Source organism: Thauera sp. JM12B12 (assembly GCF_039614725.1).
GTDB lineage: Bacteria > Pseudomonadota > Gammaproteobacteria > Burkholderiales > Rhodocyclaceae > Thauera.
Genome location: NZ_CP154859.1, coordinates 2,319,393 through 2,342,827 on the forward strand (window position 1 = coordinate 2,319,393; position 23,435 = coordinate 2,342,827).

General features: G+C 68.7%; 19 protein-coding genes. 13 read left to right on the forward strand and 6 right to left on the reverse strand.

Features of this window, described 5'->3' with window-relative positions; translation table 11 throughout:
- Window position 1: 1 nt before the first annotated feature.
- Complete coding sequence (locus tag AAG895_RS10375; RefSeq protein ID WP_345791939.1) at window positions 2–805, forward strand: enoyl-CoA hydratase; 804 nt, start codon at window positions 2–4, stop codon at window positions 803–805.
- Window positions 806–913: 108 nt separating this feature from the next.
- Window positions 914–1,705: an SDR family NAD(P)-dependent oxidoreductase gene (locus tag AAG895_RS10380; RefSeq protein ID WP_345791940.1), complete on the forward strand. Its 792-nt coding sequence runs from the start codon at window positions 914–916 to the stop codon at window positions 1,703–1,705.
- A gap of 89 nt (window positions 1,706–1,794) precedes the next feature.
- Here the strand turns inward: AAG895_RS10380 and AAG895_RS10385 are convergent, their stop codons facing one another.
- From AAG895_RS10385 to AAG895_RS10400, 4 genes are read right to left on the reverse strand one after another with little or no spacing between them, the layout of a single operon-like run.
- On the reverse strand, window positions 1,795–3,021 hold the full coding sequence (locus AAG895_RS10385) for an NADH:flavin oxidoreductase (protein ID WP_345791941.1): 1,227 nt from the start codon (window positions 3,019–3,021) through the stop codon (window positions 1,795–1,797).
- A 58-nt stretch (window positions 3,022–3,079) separates the two neighbouring features.
- Window positions 3,080–4,669: a FadD3 family acyl-CoA ligase gene (locus tag AAG895_RS10390; protein ID WP_345791942.1), complete on the reverse strand. Its 1,590-nt coding sequence runs from the start codon at window positions 4,667–4,669 to the stop codon at window positions 3,080–3,082.
- 26 nt (window positions 4,670–4,695) lie between these two features.
- A complete protein-coding gene (locus tag AAG895_RS10395) occupies window positions 4,696–5,457 on the reverse strand; it encodes a glucose 1-dehydrogenase (protein WP_345791943.1) in 762 nt (253 codons plus the stop codon).
- Between the two features lie 23 nt (window positions 5,458–5,480).
- Window positions 5,481–7,190 carry an FAD-dependent oxidoreductase gene (locus AAG895_RS10400; protein WP_345791944.1) on the reverse strand — a complete coding sequence of 570 codons (1,710 nt, stop codon included), beginning with the start codon at window positions 7,188–7,190 and terminating at the stop codon, window positions 5,481–5,483.
- Between the two features lie 187 nt (window positions 7,191–7,377).
- Here AAG895_RS10400 and AAG895_RS10405 point away from each other — a divergent pair, with 187 nt between their 5' ends.
- A complete protein-coding gene (locus AAG895_RS10405) occupies window positions 7,378–8,883 on the forward strand; it encodes an FAD-dependent oxidoreductase (RefSeq protein ID WP_345791945.1) in 1,506 nt (501 codons plus the stop codon).
- Between the two features lie 139 nt (window positions 8,884–9,022).
- On the opposite strand, the gene AAG895_RS10410 is transcribed toward AAG895_RS10405, so the two are convergent.
- Window positions 9,023–10,459, reverse strand: coding sequence for an aldehyde dehydrogenase family protein (locus AAG895_RS10410; RefSeq protein WP_345791946.1), 1,437 nt, complete (start codon window positions 10,457–10,459; stop codon window positions 9,023–9,025).
- 206 nt (window positions 10,460–10,665) lie between these two features.
- Here AAG895_RS10410 and AAG895_RS10415 point away from each other — a divergent pair, with 206 nt between their 5' ends.
- The 10 genes from AAG895_RS10415 (at window position 10,666) to AAG895_RS10460 (ending at window position 22,719) form a co-directional block, all read left to right on the forward strand.
- Complete coding sequence (locus AAG895_RS10415) at window positions 10,666–11,643, forward strand: flavin reductase family protein (RefSeq protein ID WP_345791947.1); 978 nt, start codon at window positions 10,666–10,668, stop codon at window positions 11,641–11,643.
- Between the two features lie 59 nt (window positions 11,644–11,702).
- Window positions 11,703–12,476 (forward strand): glucose 1-dehydrogenase, encoded by a 774-nt coding sequence (locus tag AAG895_RS10420; RefSeq protein WP_345791948.1) that lies wholly within the window; start codon window positions 11,703–11,705, stop codon window positions 12,474–12,476.
- Window positions 12,477–12,516: 40 nt separating this feature from the next.
- Window positions 12,517–13,305 carry a fumarylacetoacetate hydrolase family protein gene (locus AAG895_RS10425; protein ID WP_345791949.1) on the forward strand — a complete coding sequence of 263 codons (789 nt, stop codon included), beginning with the start codon at window positions 12,517–12,519 and terminating at the stop codon, window positions 13,303–13,305.
- A gap of 133 nt (window positions 13,306–13,438) precedes the next feature.
- Complete coding sequence (locus AAG895_RS10430; RefSeq protein ID WP_345791950.1) at window positions 13,439–14,365, forward strand: acetaldehyde dehydrogenase (acetylating); 927 nt, start codon at window positions 13,439–13,441, stop codon at window positions 14,363–14,365.
- A gap of 27 nt (window positions 14,366–14,392) precedes the next feature.
- Window positions 14,393–15,427, forward strand: a complete 1,035-nt coding sequence (gene dmpG / locus AAG895_RS10435; protein WP_345795273.1) for a 4-hydroxy-2-oxovalerate aldolase — start codon at window positions 14,393–14,395, stop codon at window positions 15,425–15,427.
- 1 nt (window position 15,428) lies between these two features.
- On the forward strand, window positions 15,429–16,730 hold the full coding sequence (locus AAG895_RS10440) for an MFS transporter (protein WP_345791951.1): 1,302 nt from the start codon (window positions 15,429–15,431) through the stop codon (window positions 16,728–16,730).
- Between the two features lie 266 nt (window positions 16,731–16,996).
- Entirely contained in the window at window positions 16,997–17,668 is a 672-nt protein-coding gene (gene npdG / locus AAG895_RS10445; RefSeq protein ID WP_345791952.1) for an NADPH-dependent F420 reductase, read from the forward strand.
- Between the two features lie 93 nt (window positions 17,669–17,761).
- On the forward strand, window positions 17,762–18,436 hold the full coding sequence (gene cofC / locus AAG895_RS10450) for a 2-phospho-L-lactate guanylyltransferase (protein ID WP_345791953.1): 675 nt from the start codon (window positions 17,762–17,764) through the stop codon (window positions 18,434–18,436).
- Window positions 18,382–20,781 carry a 5-amino-6-(D-ribitylamino)uracil--L-tyrosine 4-hydroxyphenyl transferase CofH gene (gene cofH, locus AAG895_RS10455; protein WP_345791954.1) on the forward strand — a complete coding sequence of 800 codons (2,400 nt, stop codon included), beginning with the start codon at window positions 18,382–18,384 and terminating at the stop codon, window positions 20,779–20,781. The genes cofC and cofH overlap by 55 nt, the downstream gene beginning before the upstream one ends.
- A gap of 375 nt (window positions 20,782–21,156) precedes the next feature.
- On the forward strand, window positions 21,157–22,719 hold the full coding sequence (locus AAG895_RS10460; RefSeq protein WP_345791955.1) for an MFS transporter: 1,563 nt from the start codon (window positions 21,157–21,159) through the stop codon (window positions 22,717–22,719).
- Window positions 22,720–22,820: 101 nt separating this feature from the next.
- Here the strand turns inward: AAG895_RS10460 and AAG895_RS10465 are convergent, their stop codons facing one another.
- The gene (locus tag AAG895_RS10465) at window positions 22,821–23,393 is read right to left on the reverse strand and encodes a nucleotidyltransferase family protein (protein WP_345791956.1); all 573 of its coding nucleotides are present in this window, start codon (window positions 23,391–23,393) and stop codon (window positions 22,821–22,823) included.
- Window positions 23,394–23,435 lie beyond the last annotated feature (42 nt).

Consider the following 23,435-nt stretch of genomic DNA (forward strand, 5'->3'; position numbering starts at 1 on the left):
CATGACCACAGACCCGACATCTCCGTCAGAAACCGCTTCGCCCCTGCTGCTCGAACGCCTCGACGGCGGCGTCGCGCTGCTGCGCCTGAACCGCCCGCAGGCCACCAACGCGCTGTCGCTTGAGCTGCAGGCTCTGCTGTCGCAGCGCTTCACCGAGCTGGCGGCGGACGACACCGTGCGCTGCATCGTGCTCACCGGCGGCGAGAAGGTGTTCGCCGCCGGCGGCGACATCACCAGCATGGCCGGCGTCGGCCCGATCGAGATCACCCAGCGCCATACCGAGCGCGTGTGGGGGCCGATCCAGCACTGCCCCAAGCCGGTGATCGCCGCAGTCTGCGGCTACGCCTACGGCGGCGGCTGCGAACTGGCGATGCTGGCCGACATCATCGTCGCCGGCGAGGGCGCCCGCTTCTGCCAGCCCGAGATCCGCATCGGCATCATGCCCGGCATCGGCGGCACCCAGCGCCTGGTGCGCGCGGTGGGCAAGGTCAAGGCGATGCGCATGGCGCTCACCGGCAAGCCGATCACCGCGCACGAGGCGTGGACCGCCGGCCTGGTGAGCGACCTGGTGGCCGACGACCAGGTGATCCCGACCGCGATCGAACTGGCGCGCATGGTTGCCGCGATGCCGCCGCTCGCCGCCGAGCAGATCAAGGAATGCATCCTGCTGGGCATGGACGCCCCGCTCGAGACCGCGCTGGCGATGGAGCGCCGCGCCAACGCGCTGCTGTTCGCCTCGCGCGACCAGAAGGAAGGCATGCAGGCTTTCATCGAGAAGCGGCCGCCGACGTTCGAGGGGCGCTGAAGCCCGTGAGGCGCACGCCGATGCCGACCGGCACCGGCTGCGTCCGCCCGACTTCGTCCGCCCCACTCCGCCCCCCCGTTTCCCCCACCTGACAGGAACACCGACCAAATGTCCGACTCGCCCCTGACCCAAGCCTCCCCCGCCCCCACCGCGCCGCTCTTCCGCCTCGACGGTTGCGTCGCCATCGTCACCGGCGCCGGCCGCGGCATGGGCCGCGGCGTGGCCGAGACCCTGGCCCGCCAGGGCGCCACGGTTGCGATCAACGACTTCTTCCCAGAGCGTGCCGAGGCGGCCGCCGCCGAGCTGCGCGCCGCCGGGCTCAAGGCGCTGGCCGCGCCCGCCGACGTGACCGACTACGAGGCGGTGCAGAAGATGGTGGCCGCCGTGCGCGAGCAGGGCGGCATCGTCGACGTCTACGTCTCCAACGCCGGCGTACCGACGAGCGGCATGGGCTACGGCAAGTTCCTCGAGTCCAAGCCCGAGGACTGGGAACGTTTCGTCAAGCTCAACATGTACGGGCTGATGAACGGCTGCCACGCCGTGCTGCCCGGCATGATCGAGAAGAAGTGGGGCCGCATCGTGGCGATCACCTCCGAGTCCTGGCGCGCCGCGGTGCCGATGGGTATCGCTGCCTATGCGGCGTCCAAGGCCGGCGTGGTCGGCTTCGTGCGCCAGCTCGCGGCCGAGGTCGGGCGCAAGGGCGTCAATGTGAACGCGCTGTCGCTGGGCACGATGAACAACTGGGAAGGCTCCGAGGAGCTGGCGCGCAAGAACTGCATCATCCCGCGCGCAGGATCGCCCGCCGACGTCGGCGCCGGCGTGGCCTACCTGGCCTCGCGCGAGGCCGAGTGGGTCACCGGCCAGATCGTGCCGCTGAACGGCGGCGGCATCACTGCCTGACGTAAACCGACGGCGCCCGCGGCCCAGATCGGGTGGCGGGCGCCGGGAACAGCGCAGGACGTGGGCGCGCGCCCACGCTGAGACCGCGCTCAGCCGGAGGCGCGCACCTGGTTCAAGGCCACTTCGTTCGGCGGGTTCAGCACGCACAGGGTGCCCGCCGGGTGGTAGATGTAGGGCACGCAGCGGTTGCAGTTGATGCAGCCCGAGGTGCGCGCCTCGCCGCGCCGGAACTTGTTCACCAGTTGCGGATCGTGGATCAGCGGCCGCGCCATCACCACCGCATCGAAGCCCTCGGCCATCGCCTGCTCGGCGTTGGCGAGCGAGCGCGCACCGCCGAGGTAGCCGAGCGGAATGTCGACCGCCGCGCGGATGCGGCGCGAGTACTCGAGGAAATACATCTCACGGAACTGCACCTTCGGCGTGCCGAGCTGCGACAGCTTCATCATCAGGCCGGTGAGCCAGCTGCCCTTGAGCACCTTCTTCATCTCGTCCATGTCGAAGTTGCTGCCGAACATGAACCAGCCCGACTCGATGTTGCGCCCGCCCGACAGCACCAGCAGGTCCGCGCCGGCCTCCTGCAGCAGGCGTGCGGTGACGATGGCGTCGTCGGCGGTGGCGCCGCCCGGCACGCCATCGGCGACGTTGATCTTGGCGAGCACCGCCATCTGTCCGCCGACCTTCTCCTTCACCCGGCGCAGCACCTCGGCCGGGAAGCGCGCGCGGTTCCGGGCGCTGCCGCCGTATTCGTCCTTGCGCTTGTTGGAGAGCGGCGAGATGAACTGGTTGAGCAGGTAGCCGTGGCCCATGTGGATCTCGACCGCGTCGAAGCCGGCCTGGCGGCACAGCTCGGCGGCGTCGACGAACTGCTGGGCGACCATGTCCATGTCGGCGCGGGTCATCGCGCGCTGGAAGAAGTTGCCGCGCATCAGGCCGGCCTTGTTGAGGCCGCCCGAGGCGCTCATCGTCGGCCCGTCGACCTTCACCGAGGTGACGAAGGAGCCGCCGTGAGTGAGCTGGTACGAGATCGCGCCGCCTTCCGCATGCACGGCATCGGCCAGGGCCTTGAGGTCGGGGAGGATATCGGGACGCATCCACACCTGGTTGGGCAGCGTGCGGCCCACCTTGGCGACCGCGCCGTAGGCCACCGTGGTGAGCCCCACCCCGCCTGCGGCCATGTCGCGGTGGTGCTTGACCAGGGCCTTGGTGGGCGCGCCATCGAGCACCATGCCCTCGTTGGCGCCGGCACGGATGAAGCGGTTGCGCAGGGTCACGGGCCCCAGCTTGAACGGGGCGAACAGATCGGATGCTTGGCTCATGCGGACCTCGGTGGATTCGACGCTGGATTCGACATGGGGTGGCGACGCCGCGGCGCGCTCACGCAGGAACACGCACCAGCGCCCGCAGCTCGTTCTTGGCCACCTTGTTCGACGCATTGACTGGCAACGAGGCGAAGAAACGCACGAAGCGCGGCACCTTGTAGTTGGCCATGCGCTCGCGCGACCAGGCGATCAGCCCGCGCTCGTCCAGCGCCTGGCCGGGCCGCAGCACCACGCAGGCGCAGCCAACCTCGCCCATGCGCTCGTCGGGCACGCCGATCACCGCCACCTGGGCGATCGAGGGGTGCGCGGTGAGCGCGGCCTCGATCTCGGCCGGGTAGCAGTTGAAGCCGCCGACGATGAACATGTCCTTGAGGCGGTCGGTGATGCGCAGGTAGCCGCGCGCGTCGAGCGTGCCGACGTCGCCGGTGTGCAGCCAGCCCTCGGCGTCGATGGTCTCGGCGGTGGCCTTGGCGTCCTCGAAGTAGCCCTGCATGACGTGGAAGCCGCGCAGGCAGATTTCGCCCGCCTCGCCGGCCGGCAGCGGCCGGCCGTCGGCATCGACGATGCGCACCTCGGTGCCCGGAATGGCGTGGCCGCTGGTGAGCGCCACCGTCTCGGCGTCGTCGTCGGCTGCGCAGATGGTGGCGAGGCCACCGCATTCGGTGAGGCCGTAGGCGGTGAGCACGACCTTGAAGCCGAGCTCGGCGCGCATGCGCTCGATCAGCACCGGCGGGATGGTCGAGGCGCCGGTGACGGCCACGCGCAGGCTGGAGAGGTCGGTCTGCGCCAGCTTCGGGTGGGCGAGCATCGACAGGTAGAGCGTGGGCGGCCCGGGCAGCACGCTGATGCGGTCGGCCTCGATGCGGCGGAACACCGCCTCGGCGTCGAACACCGGATGCGGCAGCACGGTGGCGCCGGCAATCAGGCAGGTGACCCAGCCGGCCTTGTAGCCGAAGGTGTGGAAAAAGGGATTGACGATCAGGTAGCGGTCGCCGGCCTCGATGCCGGCGATCTTCACGTACTCGATGAAGGCCTGGATGATCTGGCGGTGGGCGCTGACGACGCCCTTGGGTCGGCCGGTGGTGCCGGAGGTGAACATCAGGTCCGACATGTCGTCGGGCTGCACCGCCTGCGCCCGCACGCGCGCCTGGCCCTCGCTCACGCCCTCGCCGTCGGCGAGGAAGCGCGCCCAGTCGGTGTCGGCATGGGCACCGGCCTCGCCGATCGCCACCACCTTCTCCAGCGTGGCCGGACGACAGCCGGCGAGCATCGCCGGGTAGTCGATGTCGAGGAAGCGGTCGACCACGAAGAGCACGCGAGCCCGGCTGCGCTCGATGATGTCGGCCGCCTCGGCGCCCTTCATGCGGGTGTTGATCGGCACCATCGCAGCGCCCGCGCAATGGATGCCGAGCGCGGCCAGGATCCATTCGGCGCGGTTGGGCGCCCAGATCGCGACCCGGTCGCCCGGCTCGATGCCATGGGCGATCAGCGCGCGGCTGACGGCGAACACGCGCGCCGGCAGGCTGGCATAGTCGATGCGGGTGTCGCCGTCCTCGATGAAGATGCGCTCGCCGTGGCGCTTTGCGGCCTCGAGCACGAGCGCCGGCAGGGTGCGGGCGAGCGGCGGTACGAAATGTGCGGTCATGATGATTCCGGTGTTGTTGCGGCGGCTCAGATGCTCATGACGAACTGGCCGCTGTCGACGCGCAGCTCGATGCCGTTGACCGCGCGCGAGGTGTCGTCGGCGAGGAACAGGATCGCCGCGGCGACGTCCTCGGGCAGGCAGGCGCGGTTCATCGGGTCGGCGTCGATGGTGAAGCGCGCCGGGTCGACGCCCTTCGGGTAGGAGCCGGCCGTCATCGGCGTCATGACGCCGTCGGGGTGGATGGAGTTGCAGCGGATGCGGTACTTGGCCTTGCGGCAATGCGCGGCCACCGCGCGCGTGAGCCCGGAGATGGCGGCCTTGGAGGCGCCGTAGGCGGCGTAGTCTTCCTTGGCGGCGATACCGGCGATCGAGGACATGTTGATGATCGAGCCGCCGCCGCCCTCCTTCATCAGCGCCACGCCGGCCTTGCAGCCAAGGAAGACGCTGTCGGCATTGATCCGCATCAGGCGCTGCCAGTCCTCCAGCGAGGCGTCCTCGATCGACCCCTTGAGCAGGATGCCGGCGTTGTTCACCAGGATGTCGAGCCGGCCGAAGCGCTCGCGGACCGTCGCCATCACGGCGTCCCAGTCGGCCGGCGAGGCGGCGTCCTGGCGGATGAACGTCGCCTGGCCGCCCAGGCTCGCCGCCAGCGACTCGCCGGCGTCCGCGTTGAGGTCGGTGAACACGACCCGGGCGCCCTCGCTGACGAAAAGCTCCACCGTCGCGCGCCCGACGCCGCTCGCGCCCCCGGTGACGAGCGCCACCTTGCCTTCGATCCGTCCTGCCATGTGAACTGTCTCCTGTCGATTCGTCACGCGTTGCCTGCGATGTGGTGGGCGGCGATGTAGCCGAAGGTCATCGCCGGCCCGATGGTGGCGCCGGCGCCGGGATAGGCGGTGCCCATCACCGAGGCCGAGGTGTTGCCGATGGCGTACAGGCCGTCGATCGGCGAGCCGTCCGGGCGCACCACGCGCGCCTGGGCGTCGGTGAGCAGCCCGCCCTTGGTGCCGATGTCCCCCGCGTCCATGCGCATGGCGTAGAACGGCCCTTTCTGGATCGGCGCGATGCAGGGATTGGGCTTGACGTTGACGTCGCCGTAGTAGCGATCGAAGACGTTGTCGCCGCGGCCGAAATCGGCGTCCTTGCCGCTGCGGGCGTAGTCGTTCATCTTGGCCACGGTGTCCTTGAGGCCGGCGGCATCGACGCCGATCTGGCGCGCCAGCTCGTCGAGGGTGTCGGCCTTCCAGTACACGCTGCCCAGCCACTCCTTGCGCAGGCGGCTGTCGGGCATGATCTGCGCGGGCATCAGCGGACCCATCGCGTAGTTGAAGCGGAAGTGGGCATCGAAGATGCACCACGCCGGCACGTTCTTGCCGCCGGTGGCGTCGCGGTCCTTGTACATGGCGTCGCCGAACTCGAGATAGCCCTGGGCCTCGTTGCAGAAACGCTTGCCGAGCGCATTGACCACGATCGCGCCCGGGAAGGCGCGCTCGGCGAACACGCCGCGCGGCTTCTCCTCGCCGACCACGGCGATGGTCGGCGCCCACCACGCCCATTCGAGCAGGTCGGTGGCGGCCCCCGCGGCCATGCCGGCCTCGAGCGCGGCGCCGGTGTTGTTGCCCGGCGGCGTGGCGCTCCACTCGCGCTTGGTGGGCTGAGGGAGGTACTTCTCGCGTAGCGCCTGGTTCTGCTCGAAGCCGCCGGCCCCCAGGATCACGCCGCGGCGGGCCATCAACGTCAGCTCGCGCCCTTCGCGCATCACGCGCACGCCGATCACGCGGTCGCCGTCGAGCACCAGGTCGCGGAAGTCCGTCTTCAGCCACAGCGGCACCTTGCGGTCGAGCAGCGAGGCGCGCAGCGCGCACACCAGCGAGCTGCCCAGCCCGGCGCGGCGGTCGTACTTGCTCTTCTTGCGCCACTTGAAGTCGAGCTTGTAGCGCAGCATCAGGCCAAGGATCTTGAAGCGCCAGCCGCGCTCGCGCGCCATGGCGACGTGGGCGTCGCGCGCGGTCCAGGAAATGCGCCCCATCAGCAGCGTCGAGGGCGAGGGCCGACGCAGATTCTGCAGTTCGTCACCGAGCGCGCTGGTATCGAACAGCTCGGGATCGAGCGAGCGTCCGCCGGGCAATGCGCCGGGCAGGTGCTGGTAGTAGTCGGGGTACTTCTCGGCCACGTCGTAGCGCACCCGGGACTTGTCCTCGAGGTACTTGATCATCTTGGGCGCATGGTCGAGGTAGGCGCGCACCTTGGCCTCGTCGGCCCGGCCGCCGCCGGCCGCCAGGATGTACTGCAGCGCCTTCTCGTAGCTGTCCTTGCCGCCCTTGGCCTTGAAGTAGTGGTTGTTGGGGATCCAGATGCCACCGCCCGAGATCGCCGACGTGCCGCCGAACTTGTCGCTCTTCTCGATCACCAGCACCGACAGACCACGGTCGGCAGCGACCACCGCCGAGGTCATCGCGCCCGCACCGGAGCCGACGACGATGACGTCCCAGCTCATCTGTGACTGATCTTGCTCGCTCACGCTCCACCCCTGATCTTGTTGGAATGCGGACGATATTGGCGGCGGCGCAGAGGCGTTTCATCGTCAATGCGGACTATGAACCCACGATCCGCACCGCAGCGGAGCGGTATCGTTCAATCGGAGGATGCCGCCGGCGAGCACTCCTTCGATCATCGTGCGCACACAGAAACGGGACAAGGAAACCGGCATGAGCACAACGACACCTACACCCTCCTCCCCGCAGGCCTCCCCTCGCCACTCCCCGGCCCGCGCCTGCCGCGTCGAGGACGTGCCGCGCTGGGACATCGAGACCGACGTCGCCGTGATCGGCTTCGGCGCCGCAGGCAGCTGCGCGGCGATCGAGGCGCGCGCGGCCGGCGCCGAGGTTCATGTCTTCGAGGTGGCGGCTGCGCCGGGCGGCAGCGCCTCGTGGTCGGGCGGCGAGGTCTATGTCGGCGGCAGCGGCGGTACGCGGGTGCAGCGCGAACACGGCTTCGAGGACAGCACCGAGGACCTGTACACCTATCTGATGATGGCAGGCGGCCCCGGCGCCGATGCTGAGCGCGTGCGCGTCTATGCGGAGCAGGCGGCGGCCCACTTCGACTGGCTGGAGGCCCAGGGCGTGCCCTTCAAGGGCACCTACCTGCCCGGCAAGTGGATCGAGCCCACCACCGACGACACCCTGCTGTGGTCGGGCAGCGAGGCGGCGTGGCCCTTCAGCGCCCGGGCGAAGCCGGCGCCGCGTGGCCACACCGCCCAATTCAAGGGCTGGGGCGGCGGCAAGGTGCTGATGGAGAAGCTGTGCGCGCGCGCCGAAGCCGTGGGCGCGATCGTGCACTGCAACGCGCGCGCGCTGAGCCTGATCGTGGACCACGCCCAGGGCGTGGTCGGCGTGATCGTGCGCATCGAGGGCGAGGAGAAGTTCGTGCGCGCACGCAAGGGCGTGCTGCTGTGCGCCGGCGGCTTCATCGTCAATCGCGACATGGTGGCGCGCTTCGCACCCGGGGCGCTCGCCTGCACCGAGGTCGTCTCCGGCGGCAACGACGACGGCTCGGGCATCCGCATGGGCATGAGCGTGGGCGGCGCCACGATACACATGGACCAGTTCTTTGCCACCATCCCCTTCTTCCCGCCCGAGTCGCTGGTGAAGGGCATCTTCGTCAATGCGCGCGGCGAACGCTTCATCAACGAGGACGCCTACCACGGGCGCGTCGGCCACTACGTGCTGCGCCAGCCCGAGGGCAAGGCCTGGCTGCTGGTCGACAACGAGATCTTCGGCCGTCCGGTGATCGAGCCCGACATCGAGGTGGCCGCGGTGGGCGAGACCTGGGAAGAGGTGGAGCAGGAGCTCGGCCTGCCTGCGGGCAGCCTGGTGCATACCGTCACCGAGTTCAACCGCCATGCCGCAGAGGGCGAGGACCCGCTGTTCCACAAGGCGGCGAACTGGCTGCGTCCGCTCACCGAGGCGCCCTTCGCTGCGCTGAGCTACTGCATCGGCGAGCTCAAGGCGCACGCCTTCACCATGGGCGGCCTGCACACGCGGCCCAGCGGCGAGGTGCTCGACGCCGACGGCCAGCCGATCGCCGGCCTCTACGCCGCCGGCCGCACGGCCTGCGGCCTGCCGCGCTGGGGCGAGGGCTACAGCTCGGGCATGTCGCTCGGCGATTCCACCTTCTTCGGCCGCGAGGCCGGGCGGGCCGCCGCCCGGCGCTGAAGGCGGCTCGCGACAGGGCGCCGAAAGCGAGAACGCCGCGCTCACCCCTCGGGGTGGCGCGGCGTTTTTCATCGCAGCGGGCGCGCACGCGCAGCGGGCCGCGCCGCCCCGAAGGCGGCGCCCCGGCTGCGTGCGAGGCTCAGGGCGTGACCTGCGCCTCCATCATCGCCAGGAAGTGCTCGGAGTACGGCGGCAGCAGGCCCCACTCCCGACGCGGGTCGTAGGCCGGCGCCTTGAACACCGTGCGCGTGTGGCTGAACTCGAGGAAACCTTCGCGGCCGTGGTAGTGCCCCATGCCGGAATCGCCCACGCCACCGAAGGGCGCATCCTCCATCGCGGCGTGGAACATCGCCTCGTTGATCGTGACCCCGCCCGACAGCGTGTGCTCGAGCACGCGCTGCTGCTCGGCTTCGTCCTCGCCGAAGTAGTACAGCGCGAGCGGGCGCGGACGGGAATTGATGTCGGCGATCACAGCATCGATCGTCTCAAAGGGCTTGACCACCACCGCCGGCCCGAAGATCTCCTCCTGCATGATCTTCGCGCCCTGCGGCGGGTCGATAACGATGGAGAGCGGACGCCGGCGGCCTGCCGCATCGGCGGCAAGCGGCGCCGGTGCGCACTCGACGCGCGCGCCGGCCTGGACGGCATCGCTCACGTAGGACTCGACGCGCGCCAGGTGGCGATCGTTCACCACCGCCACCATGTCCGGGTTGCCCGCGACGCTCGGGAACAGCTCGCCGAAGCTGCGCTTGAGCGCGGCGACGAAGGCCTCGAGCTGCTCACGGGCCACGTAGACGACGTCCGGATTCACGCACAGCTGGCCGCCGTTGCTCGCCTTCGCCGCGGCGATGCGGAAGGCCGCGGTCGCCAGGTCGGCGCTGCGGGCGACGATGGTGGGTGACTTGCCACCCAATTCGAGTGTCACCGGCACCAGGTTCTGCGACGCGTTGCGCATCACCGCCTTGCCCACCTGTGTGCTGCCGGTGAACACGATGTGATCGAAAGGCTGCGCGGTGAAGACTTCGCCCATGTCCGGGCCGCCGGTGACGACGCCGACCTCGAGCGGATCGAACATGTCGACCACCGCCTCGGCCACCACCTGAGCGGTGCGCGACACCACCTCGGAGGGCTTGAGGATGGCGCGGTTGCCGGCGGCGAGCGCGCTGGCGAGCGGGCTGAACAGCGTGAACAACGGCGCGTTCCAGGTGCCGATGATGCCCACCGTGCCCTTGGGCTGGTACATGACCCAGGCCTGGGCGCCGAGCTGGTCGTAGGGCGGGAACGGCGTGCGCGGCTCGCTCGCCATCCAGGGCTCGAAGTGATCGCGCGCGTACTTGAGCGAGGTCAGCGAGCCGAGCACGTCGTTCATCAGCGAGTAGCCCCTGGGGCGCCCGCCAAAGTCCGCGTCCATCGCCTCGACCAGAGGCTTGTGGTACTTCACCAGCAGGTCGATCGCGGTCTGGATGCGGCGCTTGCGCTCGGCGGCACTGACCGCACCGGCGGCATTGAAGGCCTGGCGCTGTTGCTGGAGCAGGCCAGCGAGGCCTGCAGCGGTGGTGATGATCTCTTTCGTCACGGGGATCGCTCCGGGTTGCGGGACAGAATTGCAGACACCTGCATGCTGTCGCGACCTTACCCCGAGCGCCAGGAATACGCGTCGTCCGATCGGACGAGCGCGACGCCCGTCATGCGCAGAAACGCTAGTCCGTTGGGACGATGACCCTCGGCCCCGCCGAAATCCATACTCGATGCCATCACCCTTCCGGTCCTGCGAGACAGAACATGACGACGCAAACGGGCTTCGACCCCCAGGCATTCCGCGCGGCGCTCGGCACCTTCACCACCGGCGTCACCATCATCACGACCCGGGCTGCAGATGGCGAGGCCATCGGCATCACCGCCAACAGCTTCAACTCGGTCTCGCTCAACCCTCCGCTCGTGCTGTGGAGCCTGGCGAAGAACGCGCGCAGCCTGGCGGCCTTCTCGACCGCCAAGCACTGGAACGTGCACGTGCTGTCGGCCGAGCAGGAGGCGCTGTCGGGCCGCTTCGCGCGCCAGGGCGAGGACAAGTTCGCCGGCCTCGAGCTGGATGAGGGCATCAGCAAGGCCCCGCTGCTCACCGACTGCACCGCGCGCTTCCAGTGCCGCACCGCCTTCAGCTACGACGGCGGTGACCATGTCATCTTCGTCGGCGAGGTGCTGGCCTACGACCACAGCAACCTGCCGCCGCTGGTGTTCCAGAGCGGGCAGTACGCGCTGGCCGCGCGCAAGCCGCGCGAGGAAGTCCGCCTGGGCGCCACGCCGCCGCCCGAGTGCAGCTACACCGAGGACCTCCTCGGCTACCTGCTGGGCCGTGCGCATTATCAGATGCTGTACGCCCTGCGCCAGCTGCTGAGCACCCAGGCGCTGGACGAGCGCTCGTTCTTCATCCTGTCGGTGCTGTCGATCCAGGACCGCCTGACCCTCGATGAACTCAACGCCTTCATTGCCTACACCGGCATGCTGGCCAGCGCCGAATCGATGGCTGCCCTCGAGTCCCAGCAGCTCGTCGCGCTCGAAACCGACGACGGCGAGACACGCTACGCGCTGACCGCGGACGGTCGCGAGGCCTCGCTGCGCCAGATCGCGCTCGCCAAGGCGGTCGAGGAAGACATCGCCGCCAAGCTCGGCACCGGCGACACGATGGCCCTCAAGCTGCTGCTCAAGCGCCTGATCTCGACCAGCGACCCCGGCATGCCCGACCTCTGGTCGGCGCGCTGACACGCCCTGCCGACTCGCCACACTCTCCCGCGCCACCGAACGACAAGAAAGGACACCCCATGCCCCTGATCGAACGCTTCCGCCTGGACAACCAGGTCGCCATCGTCACCGGCGGCGGCCGCGGCATCGGCCGCGCCATCGCCCTGAGCTATGCCGAGGCCGGGGCCGACGTGGTGTGCGCGGCGCGCACGCTGGCCGACGTCGAGGCCGTGGCGGAAGAGGTCCGCGGCCTCGGCCGGCGCGCGCTCGCCGTGCAGTGCGACGTCACCGACCTGCCGCAGCTGGCGGGCGTGGTCGAGGCCGCGCTGAAGGCCTTCGGCCGCATCACCCACCTGGTCAACAACGCTGGCGGCTCCGGCCCCAACGACCCGCTCAAGATGTCCGCCGAGAAGTTCGAGGGGGTGTTCCGCTTCAACGTCAGCTCGGCCTACGAGCTCACCCGCCTGTGCGTGCCGCACATGCGCGCGGCCGGCGGTGGCAACGTGATCAACATCACCTCGGGCGCGGCTCGCTACGCCCAGCCCTACTTCAGCGCCTATGGCACCGCCAAGGCCGGACTCTCCCAATTGACGCGCCTGCTGGCGCAGGATTTCGCGCCCGACGTCCGCGTGAACGCGATCGCGCCCGGACCGATCATGACCGCCGCGCTCGACCGTGCCCTGCCCGCCAACATGCGCGAGGGCATGATCAAGAACACGCCCCTGAAGCGCCTCGGCGAGGTCGAGGACATCGCCGCAGCCGCGCTCTATCTCGCCACGCCGGCCTCGGCCTGGGTGACGGGCAAGATCATCGAGGTCGATGGTGGCGCCGAGTCGAGCGTCTGGCCCGGCTGATCCCTCCCGACCTGGCTCTCGCTCACGAATGAACCCGAACATGGACACTTCGCTGATCCGTCGCCTCGGCGACGAACTCTACGCCGCCCTGCGCGAACGCCGCACGCTGACGCCCCTGACCGACCGCCATCCGGAGATCGGCATCGACGACGCGTACCACATCTCGCTGCACATGCTCGAGCGCCGCCAGGCTGCCGGCGAGCGCGTGGTGGGCAAGAAGATCGGCGTCACCAGCAAGCCGGTGCAGGACATGCTCAACGTGCATCAGCCCGACTTCGGCTTCCTCACCGATGCCATGCACTATGCGGACGGCGCCACCATCGCGATCGCCGCGGCCGGACTGATCCAGCCGCGCGCCGAGGGCGAGATCGCCTTCATGCTGAAGTCGGACCTGCACGGCCCGGGCGTGACCAGGGAGGACGTGCTCGCGGCCACGGCCTGGGTTGCGCCCTGCTTCGAGATCGTCGATTCCCGCATCGACGACTGGAAGATCCGGATCCAGGACACCGTGGCCGACAACGCCTCCTGCGGCGTATTCGTGATCGGCGAGCAGCACACCGACCCGGCCGGGCTGGACCTCGCGGCCGTGCGCATGCGCATGTCGCGCAATGGCGAACCCGTCGGCGAAGGCCTCGGCTCCGCGGTGCAGGGCCATCCGGCCGAGGCCGTGGCCTGGCTCGCGAACACGCTCGGCCGCTTCGGCATCCCCTTCCGCGCCGGCGAGCTGATCCTGTCCGGTTCGCTCGCGCCGCTGGTTCCTGCGCGCGCAGGTGATCGTTTCGAAATGGAGATCGAGGGCCTCGGCCGCTGTTCGGTGGCGTTCAGCTGATCTCGACCGTCTGCAGGCGTGCGGCGGCGTCTCTCTCCCTCGTCCCCCCGCCGCCGCGCTGCCTGCACCCCGCGCAATCCTTCCCCATTCCAGCACACGGCCATTCGCGGCCGCAACGCGGAGAGCTATTCACATGAGCAACAAGATCAAATGCGCCCTGATCGGTCCGGGCAACATCGGCACCGACCTGCTGTACAAGTTGAAGCGCAGCCCGGTGCTCGAGCCGGTCTGGATGGTGGGCATCGACGCCACCTCGGAGGGCCTGGCGCGCGCGCGCGAACTCGGCCTCAAGACCACCGCCGAGGGCGTCGATGGGCTGCTGCCGCATGTGCTGGCCGACGGCGTGCAGATCGCCTTCGACGCCACCAGCGCCTACGTCCATGCCGAGAACAGCCGCAAGCTCAACGAACTCGGCGTGCTGATGATCGACCTCACCCCCGCGGCCATCGGCCCCTTCTGCGTGCCGCCGGTCAATCTGGTGGAACACGTCGGCAAGGGCGAGATGAACGTCAACATGGTCACCTGCGGCGGCCAGGCCACGATCCCGATGGTTGCGGCCGTGTCGCGCGTGCAGCCGGTGGCCTACGGCGAGATCGTCGCCACCGTGTCCTCCAAGTCGGCCGGCCCCGGCACGCGCAAGAACATCGACGAATTCACCCGCACCACCGCGGGCGCGGTCGAGAAGGTCGGCGGCGCGAAGAAGGGCAAGGCGATCATCATCCTGAATCCGGCCGAGCCGCCGCTGATCATGCGCGACACGGTGCATTGCCTGACCGAGACCGAACCCGACCAGGCCGCGATCACCGAATCCACCCACGCCATGATCCGCGAGGTGCAGAAGTACGTGCCCGGCTACCGCCTGGTCAATGGCCCGGTGTTCGACGGCAACCGCGTCTCGGTGTACCTGGAGGTCGAAGGCCTGGGCGACTATCTGCCCAAGTACGCCGGCAACCTCGACATCATGACCGCGGCCGGTGCGCGCACCGCCGAGATGTTCGCCGAGGAGATCCTCGCCGGGCGTCTGAAGCTCGAATCCAACCGCGCCACCATGGTGGCCTGAGCGCCCCGGCCACAAGGAGAGATGAACATGGAACTTCGCGGCAAGAAGATCACCGTCCACGACATGACCCTGCGTGACGGCATGCACCCCAAGCGCCACCTGATGACGCTCGAGCAGATGAAGAGCATCGCCACCGGGCTCGATGAAGCGGGCGTGCCGCTGATCGAGGTCACCCACGGCGACGGCCTCGGTGGCAGCTCGGTGAACTACGGCTTCCCGGCGCACAGCGACGAGGAGTACCTCGGCGCGGTGATCCCGCTGATGAAGCAGGCCAAGGTCTCGGCGCTGCTGCTGCCGGGCATCGGCACCGTCGATCACCTGCAGATGGCGCACGAGCTGGGGGTCTCCACCATCCGCGTGGCCACCCACTGCACCGAGGCCGACGTCTCCGAGCAGCACATCGGCATGGCCCGCAAGCTCGGCATGGACACCGTCGGCTTCCTGATGATGGCGCACATGAACAGCCCCGAAGGGCTGGTCAAGCAGGCGAAACTGATGGAGAGCTACGGCGCCAACTGCATCTACGTCACCGACTCCGCCGGCCACCTGCTGCCCGACACGGTCAAGGCGCGCCTGGCCGCGGTGCGCGACGCGCTGAAGCCCGAGACCGAGCTCGGCTTCCACGGCCACCACAACCTCGCCATGGGCGTGGCCAACAGCCTGGCCGCGCTCGAAGTCGGCGCCAACCGCATCGACGCCGCCGCCGCGGGCCTGGGTGCCGGCGCGGGCAACACGCCGCTGGAAGTCTTCATCGCGGTGTGCGACCTGATGGGCATCGAGACCGGCGTGGACGTGTTCAGGATCCAGGACGTGGCCGAAGACCTGGTGGTGCCGATCATGGACTTCCCGATCCGCATCGACCGCGACGCGCTCACGCTCGGCTACGCCGGCGTGTATGGCTCCTTCCTGCTGTTCGCCAAGCGCGCCGAGAAGAAGTACGGCGTGCCCGCGCGCGAGATCCTGGTCGAGATGGGCCGCCGCGGCATGGTCGGCGGCCAGGAGGACATGATCGAGGATACGGCGCTGAACCTGGCGCGCGCACGACAGGTGGCGCAGGCCTGACATGACGACCGAGGCCCTGGCCCCTCCCGCCGCGCTATCGCCGTGGCGCAGTCATGGCCTCCTCTTCCTGCTCGCGATGATGTACGCCGACAACTTCGTCGGCCGCCAGATCGTGGCCGTCATGATCGAGCCGATCAAGCAGGAGTTCGGCGCCAGCGACACCTCGATGGGCCTCATCTCCGGCCTCGCCTTCGCGGCGGTGTTCGCGGTGCTCGGCCTGCCGGCCGGGCGTCTGGCCGACCGCCTGCCGCGCATCGGGGTGGTGGCAGCGTCCTGCATGCTGTGGGGCGTCGCCACCATCCTGTGCGGCTTCACGGGCAGTTTCCTGTTGCTGGTGCTGGCACGCATGGCCGTGGCGGTTACCGAAGCGCCGGCGGCGCCCGCCGCGCTGTCACTGATCGCGGATCTCTATCCGCCGCAACGGCGCGCCTTCGCCATCAGCTTCTTCACCGCTGCCCCGACCTTCGCCGCGATCATCGCGCTCAGCCTCGGGGCCTGGATGGTCGATGTCTGGGGCTGGCGTACCACCTTCATCGTGGTCGGATCGCCGGCACTGCTGATCGGCATGCTGGTTCTGGCCTTAGGCCGCGAGCCCGGGCGGGGCCGCTGGGATGCCGCGGCCGAACACGCGCGACCGCTCGACCTTCGTTCGCCCCTCAAGGCGCTGTGGGCGGAGAAGGCCGTGCGCTACCTGATCCTGGCGGGGGCCACGGCAACACTGGGCGGCACCGCGTTCGGAATGTGGAACGCGACCTTCCTCGTGCGCTCCTACGGCCTCGCGTTGCAGCATGCCGGCCTCCTGACCGGGCTGGTGGGCGGCGTCAGCGCCGGCCTCGGGGTCATGTTCGCCGGCTGGCTGAGTGATCGCACCGGCTCGCGCGGTGCGCACTGGCGTCTCGGAGTCCCGATCCTCGGCCACGCGGTCGGACTGCTCTCACTGGCCACCTATCTCTTCTGGCCGGCCGACATCTGGATGGAGATCGCGGGCGTACCGGTGCCCGAAGCGATGCTGTGGTGCGGCCTGCACGGCTTCTTCGCGGTATGGTGGCTCGGCCCCTCGTTCGCCCTGCTGACCACGCTCACGAGTCCGCACATCCGCGCCCGCGCGATCGCCCTGCAGACCCTGCTCAGCACGCTTTTCGGCGTTGGCTTCGGCCCGCTGCTGATCGGCACGCTGAGCGATCTGCTGCACCCGCTGCTGGGCAGCGAGGCGCTGCGCCACGCGCTGCTCGTCGGCTGCGCGACGTCCTTGAGCGCGATGATCCTCCTCTATCGCACCGGCCGACATCTCCCCCGCACATGAGTCCCGCGTCAGTATCCCGCGCCTGATCCACGCGGATCGGCCGCGCGTGAAGCTCAGGACTACCCTACCCACCCCCGCGGGGACCGCTGGCCCCCGATCGGGGCGTCTGTCCATATTTGAATCGCACCCATAACTCAATCAGGCGATGCCTGATGAGGGCTCCTTCCCTAAGGTGGATACACAGCACCACAGGGCGAACTCAATGCCTCAGGCCGCATCCTGGCGGTTTGCCCTGGTGACAATTGAAATCAGGACGGGAGCAGGACATGGAGCAGACAATCGCCGTGGTCGGCGGAACGGGTAACCTTGGCGCTGCACTCGCAAGGCGCTGGGCCAAGGCGGGCAAGAAGGTGATCATCGGCTCACGCACCGCGGAGAAGGCACGGGAAGCCGCCATAAGCCTGGGCGCGGGACTCGACACCGCAATCCTGTCTGCCTCGAATCTGGAGGCCGCCTGCGCTGCCGACATCGTGGTGACGACCGTGCCTTTTTCCTCCCAAGCGGCCGTTCTCGAGGAGATCCGTCCCGCCTTGGCCGGAAAGATCCTGATCGACACCACCGTCCCACTCATGCCGCCCAAGGTTGCGCGCGTGCAGTTGCCCGCCGAGGGCAGCGCCGCCCAGCGCGCACGACAACTGGTCGGCGAGACGGTGCGAGTCGTTTCCGCCTTCCACAACGTCGCGGCCCACAAGCTCGCCACCGACCAGAAGGTGGAGTGCGACGTCCTGGTCTTCGGCGATGACAAGGAAGCACGTGCGGTCGCCGTGGCCCTGGCGGACTGCGCGGGCCTACGCGGCCTACACGCCGGCGTGCTGGCTAACTCCGCCGCCGCCGAGGCACTGACCTCGATCCTCATTTTCCTCAACAAGACCTACAAGGTCGATGGGGCAGGCATCCGCATCACGGGCCGGCTCGATCGTTCCGCTGCCGCAGAGTGAGCCCCGAATGACATCCCAGAGCGGATGGGGTTGGCGCAGCCGGACCTTCCGCTTCGCCCGCGCCCTCCCGAACCGAAAAGGCGGACTAAAGCCATGAGTTGCTGGGCACTTCTCGCGCTCAAGCCTCCGCATCAGGGAAAGAGCCGGCTTGGCGGCACGCTTACGCGCCGACAGCGGGAAAACCTGGTCATTTCGATGTTTGAGCACGTGCTGGAGACGCTCGACACCGCAAGCGAGATCGATCAGATCGCAGTGATCACACCGGTTCCGGAGATACTGCCGCGAGGGGTGCATGCGCTCAGGGACCGTGGAGCCGGACTCAATCACGCGCTCGACGAAGGTCGCGACACGCTCACCGCTTGCGGTGCGACCGAAGTGCTCGTACTACACGCCGATCTCCCCTGGCTCAGCCCGGCAGAGGTGGACAGCTTCGTGTGCCATGGCCGCAAGACGGGGCTCGCGCTCGCACCGGACCATCACGGTTCCGGTACCAACGCGATCTTCCTCTCCCCCCCGGGCACCTTCAGTTTTCGTTTTGGCACCTCCAGTTTCAGGCGGCACCTTGCTGAGGCGCGCATGCGCGGGCTCGAGCCGGTCGTTAGCGCTCCGCGCGGATTCGCCGTAGACATCGATGAGCCAGCAGACCTTCAGCACTACCTCGACACGCGAGGCGGCCTTCTGGAGCCGCTCCTCTCACCTTGGAGTACAACGCGATGGACAGCAAGCCCGAAACACTTCTCGCCCTTGCACGTGGCGGAGCACGGCTGAACGACGGGCAGGTCCGCGCGCTCGCAGCGCATGCGTCACCCGAGGCTCTGTTCGACTGCGCCGTTGCCCTGACCCTGCAGGGGCACGGGCGGCTGGTGGGGCACTCCCGCAAGGTATTCATCCCGGTCACCCGCCTTTGCCGCAACGCCTGCGGTTACTGCACTTTCGCGACCTCGCCAAAGTGCATTACAGCTCCATTCCTGAGCCCCGACGAAGTGCTCGATATCGCACGTGCGGGTGCCGCCGCCGGATGTCGGGAAGCCTTGTTCACGCTCGGCGAAAAGCCCGAACTGCGCTACCGCGCGGCACGTGAGGCGCTCGAGGGACTGGGATATGCCCGCACCGTGGAATACGTGGCGGCCCTCGCGGAGCGCGTGTTCCGGGAGACCGGCCTGCTGCCGCACATCAATGCCGGCAACCTCGAGGCGGCCGAGTTCCGCATGCTCCGCCCTCACGCCGCATCGATGGGCATCATGCTGGAGACCACCGCCGAACGTCTTGGGCTACGCGGGCAGCCGCACTGGAACTGCCCGGACAAGCAGCCCGGGGCACGCCTCGCCACGCTCGAGGCCGCGGGCGCGGCGGGCGTAGCGATGACGAGCGGCTTGCTCATCGGCATCGGGGAGACGCCCCTGGAACGCGTCGATGCCCTGCTCGCACTGCGCGCCGTGCACGAGCGCCATGGCCACCTTCAGGAAGTCATCGTGCAGAACTTCCGCGCCAAGCCGCGCACGCCGATGGCCGGCGCGCCCGAGCCCACGCTGGAAGAGCACGCGAGGACGATCGCGATGGCACGCATGGTGTTCGGCCCACAGATGTCCATCCAGGCTCCGCCAAACCTGCGCTCTGGAGAACTGCGCGCCTTGATCGATGCGGGCGTGAACGACTGGGGCGGCATCTCCCCCGTCACGATCGACCATGTCAATCCCGAGGCCGCTTGGCCCGAACTCGAGCGTCTTGACGCCGAGACGCGTCGCTGTGATCGCCTGCTCGTCGAACGTCTGGCGCTGGCACCGTCCTTTGCACGCAGGGCAGCACGATGGACCGAGGGCGAAATCCGTGCATCGGTGCTGCGCAGCACCGATGCGCAAGGCTGGGTACGCGAGGACGACTGGATCGCCGGCACCCGGATGCCGCCCAGCGCGTCGATAAGAAGGCTCATCACCCGGCCCGCACAGGCGCGGCCGAGCTCAGAGATCACCACGATCCTGCACCGGGCAACGGACGGTGAAACGCTGGACGAAGCCGCCATCGCGCGCCTGTTCGTCGCCCGCGACGAAGACTTTGCGGCCATCGTGCAGGCGGCTGACACGATGCGCGCCCGGCTTGTAGGCGAAAGCGTGACTTATGTGCGCAACTGCAACATCAACTACACCAACATCTGCAAGCACCGCTGCGGATTCTGCGCCTTTGCCAAGAGCCACGCCGCAAGCGCCCTGCGCGGTCCGGCCTACACGCTCGACGCGGATGCAGTGGTCGACCGCGCGCACGAAGCCTGGGAGCGCGGCGCCCGCGAGGTGTGCATGCAGGGCGGAATCCACCCGGGCTACGACGGCCACACCTATCTCGAGCTCACCAGGGCGGTGAAGTCCGCAATCCCCGGGATGCACCTTCATGCCTTCTCGCCCCTCGAGATCCTGCACGGCGCGCGCAGCCTGAACCTGCCTTTGGAGGCCTACCTCGGCCGGCTACGCGAGGCCGGGCTCGGCTCCCTGCCGGGGACGGCCGCGGAGGTCCTCGATGACGAAGTGCGTGCGCTCATCTGCCCCGACAAACTCGACACGGCCGAGTGGCTGGCCGTGATGCGCGCCGCGCACAGCAGCGGATTACGCACGACGGCAACGATCATGTTCGGGCACGTCGATACGCCGCTGCACTGGGCCCGCCACCTGCTGCACCTTCGGGCCCTGCAGGCCGACACCGGCGGCTTCACCGAATTCGTCCCGCTGCCCTTCGTGCATATGGAGTCCCCGCTCTGGCACAAGGGCAAGGCCCGTTCCGGCCCCAGCCTGCGCGAGGCGATCCTGATGCATGCAGTCCCGCGCCTCGTGCTCGGCGCGCTGCTGCCCAACGTCCAGACCTCCTGGGTGAAGATGGGCAGCGAGGGCGCCGCCCTGTGCCTGCGGGCCGGTGCCAACGACCTTGGCGGCACGCTGATGTACGAGTCGATCACCCGCGCTGCGGGCGGAGCCAACGGACAGTGGATGAACGATGAGGATCTGCGCGCCATTGCCACCGCGGCAGGCCGCCCCCTGCGGCGACGCACGACGGTCTATGGGCGCGTCGATGAAGAACAGGCGCATCTGGCGCCGGACAGCACCACGCTCACCGTCGCCGCAATCTGACAGCGCGAGGGTCCCGTGAAACCGAGCACCCTCACGCATGATGCGCAACGAGATCCCGGCGTTTCGGCTGCCCGAGTCGGTGATCGATGCGGAGCGCGGCCATATGGAGGCGCCTGGCGTGGCGTTCCACCCGAGCAGCCGGGTCGGCAACCTCGACGCGCTGCTCAGCGAAGACTGGGATGCGGCGTTCGTCGGCACCGGTGCCCCTCGCGGCCGCGACATCGACCTGCCTGGGTGCCAACGCGGTGCACGTGATTGTGCGCAGTGCCTTCGAAGCGAGTGTGCACCTCCCGCGCTCACCCTCCGCTGCGCCGCCACCCTCACCGCCCTGCAACCGCAGCTGCGCAGACCAACATCCGATCCGGAGAATCATCGATGGAAGCTCGGAATCCCTGGGGTGTCTTCATCGCCCTGTTGTTCGGCACCTTCGTAACGATCGAGGCTGCCGCATTCCAGGCGCCGGCCCTGCCCAGCGTCACCCGTCACTTCGGCATACCTGTGAGCCTCGCGGCGCTGATCCTCGTCCTCTACTTCCTCGCGCTCACCGTCTTTGCCCCCATCATGGGCAGATTCGGCGATCAGCACGGCCGCAAGAAGGTGCTTACGGGCGGATTGCTGATCTTCGCGCTGTCCGAGTTCGCCGCCGCATGGGCGCCCAATTTCGCGACCTTCCTCGCCGCACGCTTCGCACAGGGCTTCGGCGTGGCCTGCATCCTGCCGGGCGTGTTCGCCTATGTGACCCATCTCTTCCCGGAACAGCGGCGCGGCACGGCCCTGGGCGTGCTGACCTTCACGATGACCTTCGGTGCCGCCTCCGGTGGACTGCTCGGCGGCCTGCTGATCGACCGCCTCGGCTGGCCGAGCGTCTACTGGATCAGCGGTGCCCTCGCGCTCGCCGGACTGCTGCCTGTCCGCATGCTGGTCCCGGAGATCCGCTCCGAGCGCAAGGAGGGCGCCTTCGACTATTCGGGCGCAATGCTGTTGTTCGCCACGATCGCCTCGCTGCTGTCCCTGCCGACCTGGGCCAGCAACTTCGGCGCCCGCTCACCGATCACGTGGGGAATCGTCGTGATCGGCTGCACCAGCCTGGTGGTGCTGTGGAAGCACAGCCGACGTACGGTCACACCGGTGGTGGACGCAGCCATCCTGTCGCGCCCGACCTTCGCACTGCCCTCGGCAATCTACTGGCTGCACATGCTGTTCTTCAGTGGCGTCGTGTATTCACTTGCCTTCTTCATCAACAACCGCCCCGGCGGCACCGCAGCGCAGTTCGGCTTCGTCACCCTCTTCCTGTACGGAAGCGGCTTGCTCAGCGCGCCGCTGGCAGGACGCCTGATCGACCGCTTCGAGCCGCGGACGATCTCGATCCTGGCCCTCACCGGAAGCCTCGCGGGCGCACTGCTCTTCGTCGGCATCAAGGTAGATACGCAGCTCTGGGTGGTGATCGCGATCACCTGTGTGCTCGGTTTCAGCATGGGTGCGAACACGCCATCGATCATGAAGATGGCCTTCAGTGCGGTTCCGCTCCAGAAGATGGGAGCGGGCACCGGGCTGTTCAGCATGTTCCGTGATCTCGGTAGCCCGACGGGCTCATCGCTCTCGCTCGCCGTCTTCGGTGCCACGCTCGCCCATCAGACCCGCGCCTCGCTGCAACACCACGGCATATCGACCGGACTGGATCCGCAAACGATCGATGCGCTGACCGAGTTCGCCGGATCCCGCCGCCAGATCCTGCCAACGGATCTGAGCGCACGTGTTGCAGCGCAGGGGGTGGAAGCCCAGTCGCTGCTTCACCAAGCCAGTCGGGACGGCCTGGAAGCGGCACTCACCAATGTGGGTTACCTGCTCACCGCGATGATCGGCTTCGCGCTCCTGCTTGCGCTTCGTCTTCGCAGGCAGGCATCCGCCTCGGTGCAGAGCGGCGCAGCGTCTGACTGATCCGGAGCCGTCCAGGCACTAAAGCCGCTCTCGTTTATCCACAGGGCAGCGCACGGCGCATGCAGCAGGAAAGTTCCGCACTGAGATCTGGTCTTTTCCGCTCACACACCGGACAGGTCCGCAGGCACGTCCACATCACGAAGCACGCTCGCGGGAGCTGGCTCCACGCGGTCTATCGAAGCCTGCAGGAGCACATCGCGCGCGCCTGCGTCGCCTTTGAGCCCGGTCAGTGCAGCGTACCAGCCCGCCCCGAAAGCAACCGGATGCCCTCTTCTCCCGCCATGCCAGGGCGCGGCAACGCAGGCAGGCGTCACCACGGCCCGAGCGACGCGCCGGATCAGCGCCGGCGGTATCCAGGGCATGTCACCGAGCGCGATCAACCAGCCCTGCGCCTGCGCGGTCTCGCGCACCGCCGCGGCGATCGTCTCGCCCATGCCGGCTTCGGCCGCCCGAGCCACGAGGACGCTGCAGCCAGCGCTTTCCAGAATTGCCCTGCGTGCATCCTGCCCCGGCCTGATCACCGCGACGCAGGCGCCGAGCGCACTGCACAGGTTGAACGCACTGTGCCAGAGCACAGCGCGCCCGTCGTCGAGCGGCTGCAATAGCTTGTCCCTCAGACCTGAAGGATCGAATCGCTGCCCGTTGCCGGCAGCAAGCAGAATGCCCTGCGTCACGCGCGTTCTCCAGGCGTCGAGCGCTGGGGCCGGCGTCCCCAC

What these genes read in the sequence shown, in the direction of transcription:
- AAG895_RS10375 (WP_345791939.1), top strand. Translation starts at nt 2, where the DNA reads ATGACCACAGACCCGACATCTCCGTCAGAAACCGCTTCGCCCCTGCTG.
- AAG895_RS10380 (WP_345791940.1), top strand. Translation starts at nt 914, where the DNA reads ATGTCCGACTCGCCCCTGACCCAAGCCTCCCCCGCCCCCACCGCGCCG.
- AAG895_RS10385 (WP_345791941.1), bottom strand. Translation starts at nt 3,021, where the DNA reads ATGAGCCAAGCATCCGATCTGTTCGCCCCGTTCAAGCTGGGGCCCGTG.
- AAG895_RS10390 (WP_345791942.1), bottom strand. Translation starts at nt 4,669, where the DNA reads ATGACCGCACATTTCGTACCGCCGCTCGCCCGCACCCTGCCGGCGCTC.
- AAG895_RS10395 (WP_345791943.1), bottom strand. Translation starts at nt 5,457, where the DNA reads ATGGCAGGACGGATCGAAGGCAAGGTGGCGCTCGTCACCGGGGGCGCG.
- AAG895_RS10405 (WP_345791945.1), top strand. Translation starts at nt 7,378, where the DNA reads ATGAGCACAACGACACCTACACCCTCCTCCCCGCAGGCCTCCCCTCGC.
- AAG895_RS10415 (WP_345791947.1), top strand. Translation starts at nt 10,666, where the DNA reads ATGACGACGCAAACGGGCTTCGACCCCCAGGCATTCCGCGCGGCGCTC.
- AAG895_RS10420 (WP_345791948.1), top strand. Translation starts at nt 11,703, where the DNA reads ATGCCCCTGATCGAACGCTTCCGCCTGGACAACCAGGTCGCCATCGTC.
- AAG895_RS10425 (WP_345791949.1), top strand. Translation starts at nt 12,517, where the DNA reads ATGGACACTTCGCTGATCCGTCGCCTCGGCGACGAACTCTACGCCGCC.
- AAG895_RS10430 (WP_345791950.1), top strand. Translation starts at nt 13,439, where the DNA reads ATGAGCAACAAGATCAAATGCGCCCTGATCGGTCCGGGCAACATCGGC.
- dmpG (WP_345795273.1), top strand. Translation starts at nt 14,393, where the DNA reads ATGGAACTTCGCGGCAAGAAGATCACCGTCCACGACATGACCCTGCGT.
- AAG895_RS10440 (WP_345791951.1), top strand. Translation starts at nt 15,429, where the DNA reads ATGACGACCGAGGCCCTGGCCCCTCCCGCCGCGCTATCGCCGTGGCGC.
- npdG (WP_345791952.1), top strand. Translation starts at nt 16,997, where the DNA reads ATGGAGCAGACAATCGCCGTGGTCGGCGGAACGGGTAACCTTGGCGCT.
- cofC (WP_345791953.1), top strand. Translation starts at nt 17,762, where the DNA reads ATGAGTTGCTGGGCACTTCTCGCGCTCAAGCCTCCGCATCAGGGAAAG.
- cofH (WP_345791954.1), top strand. Translation starts at nt 18,382, where the DNA reads ATGGACAGCAAGCCCGAAACACTTCTCGCCCTTGCACGTGGCGGAGCA.
- AAG895_RS10460 (WP_345791955.1), top strand. Translation starts at nt 21,157, where the DNA reads ATGGAAGCTCGGAATCCCTGGGGTGTCTTCATCGCCCTGTTGTTCGGC.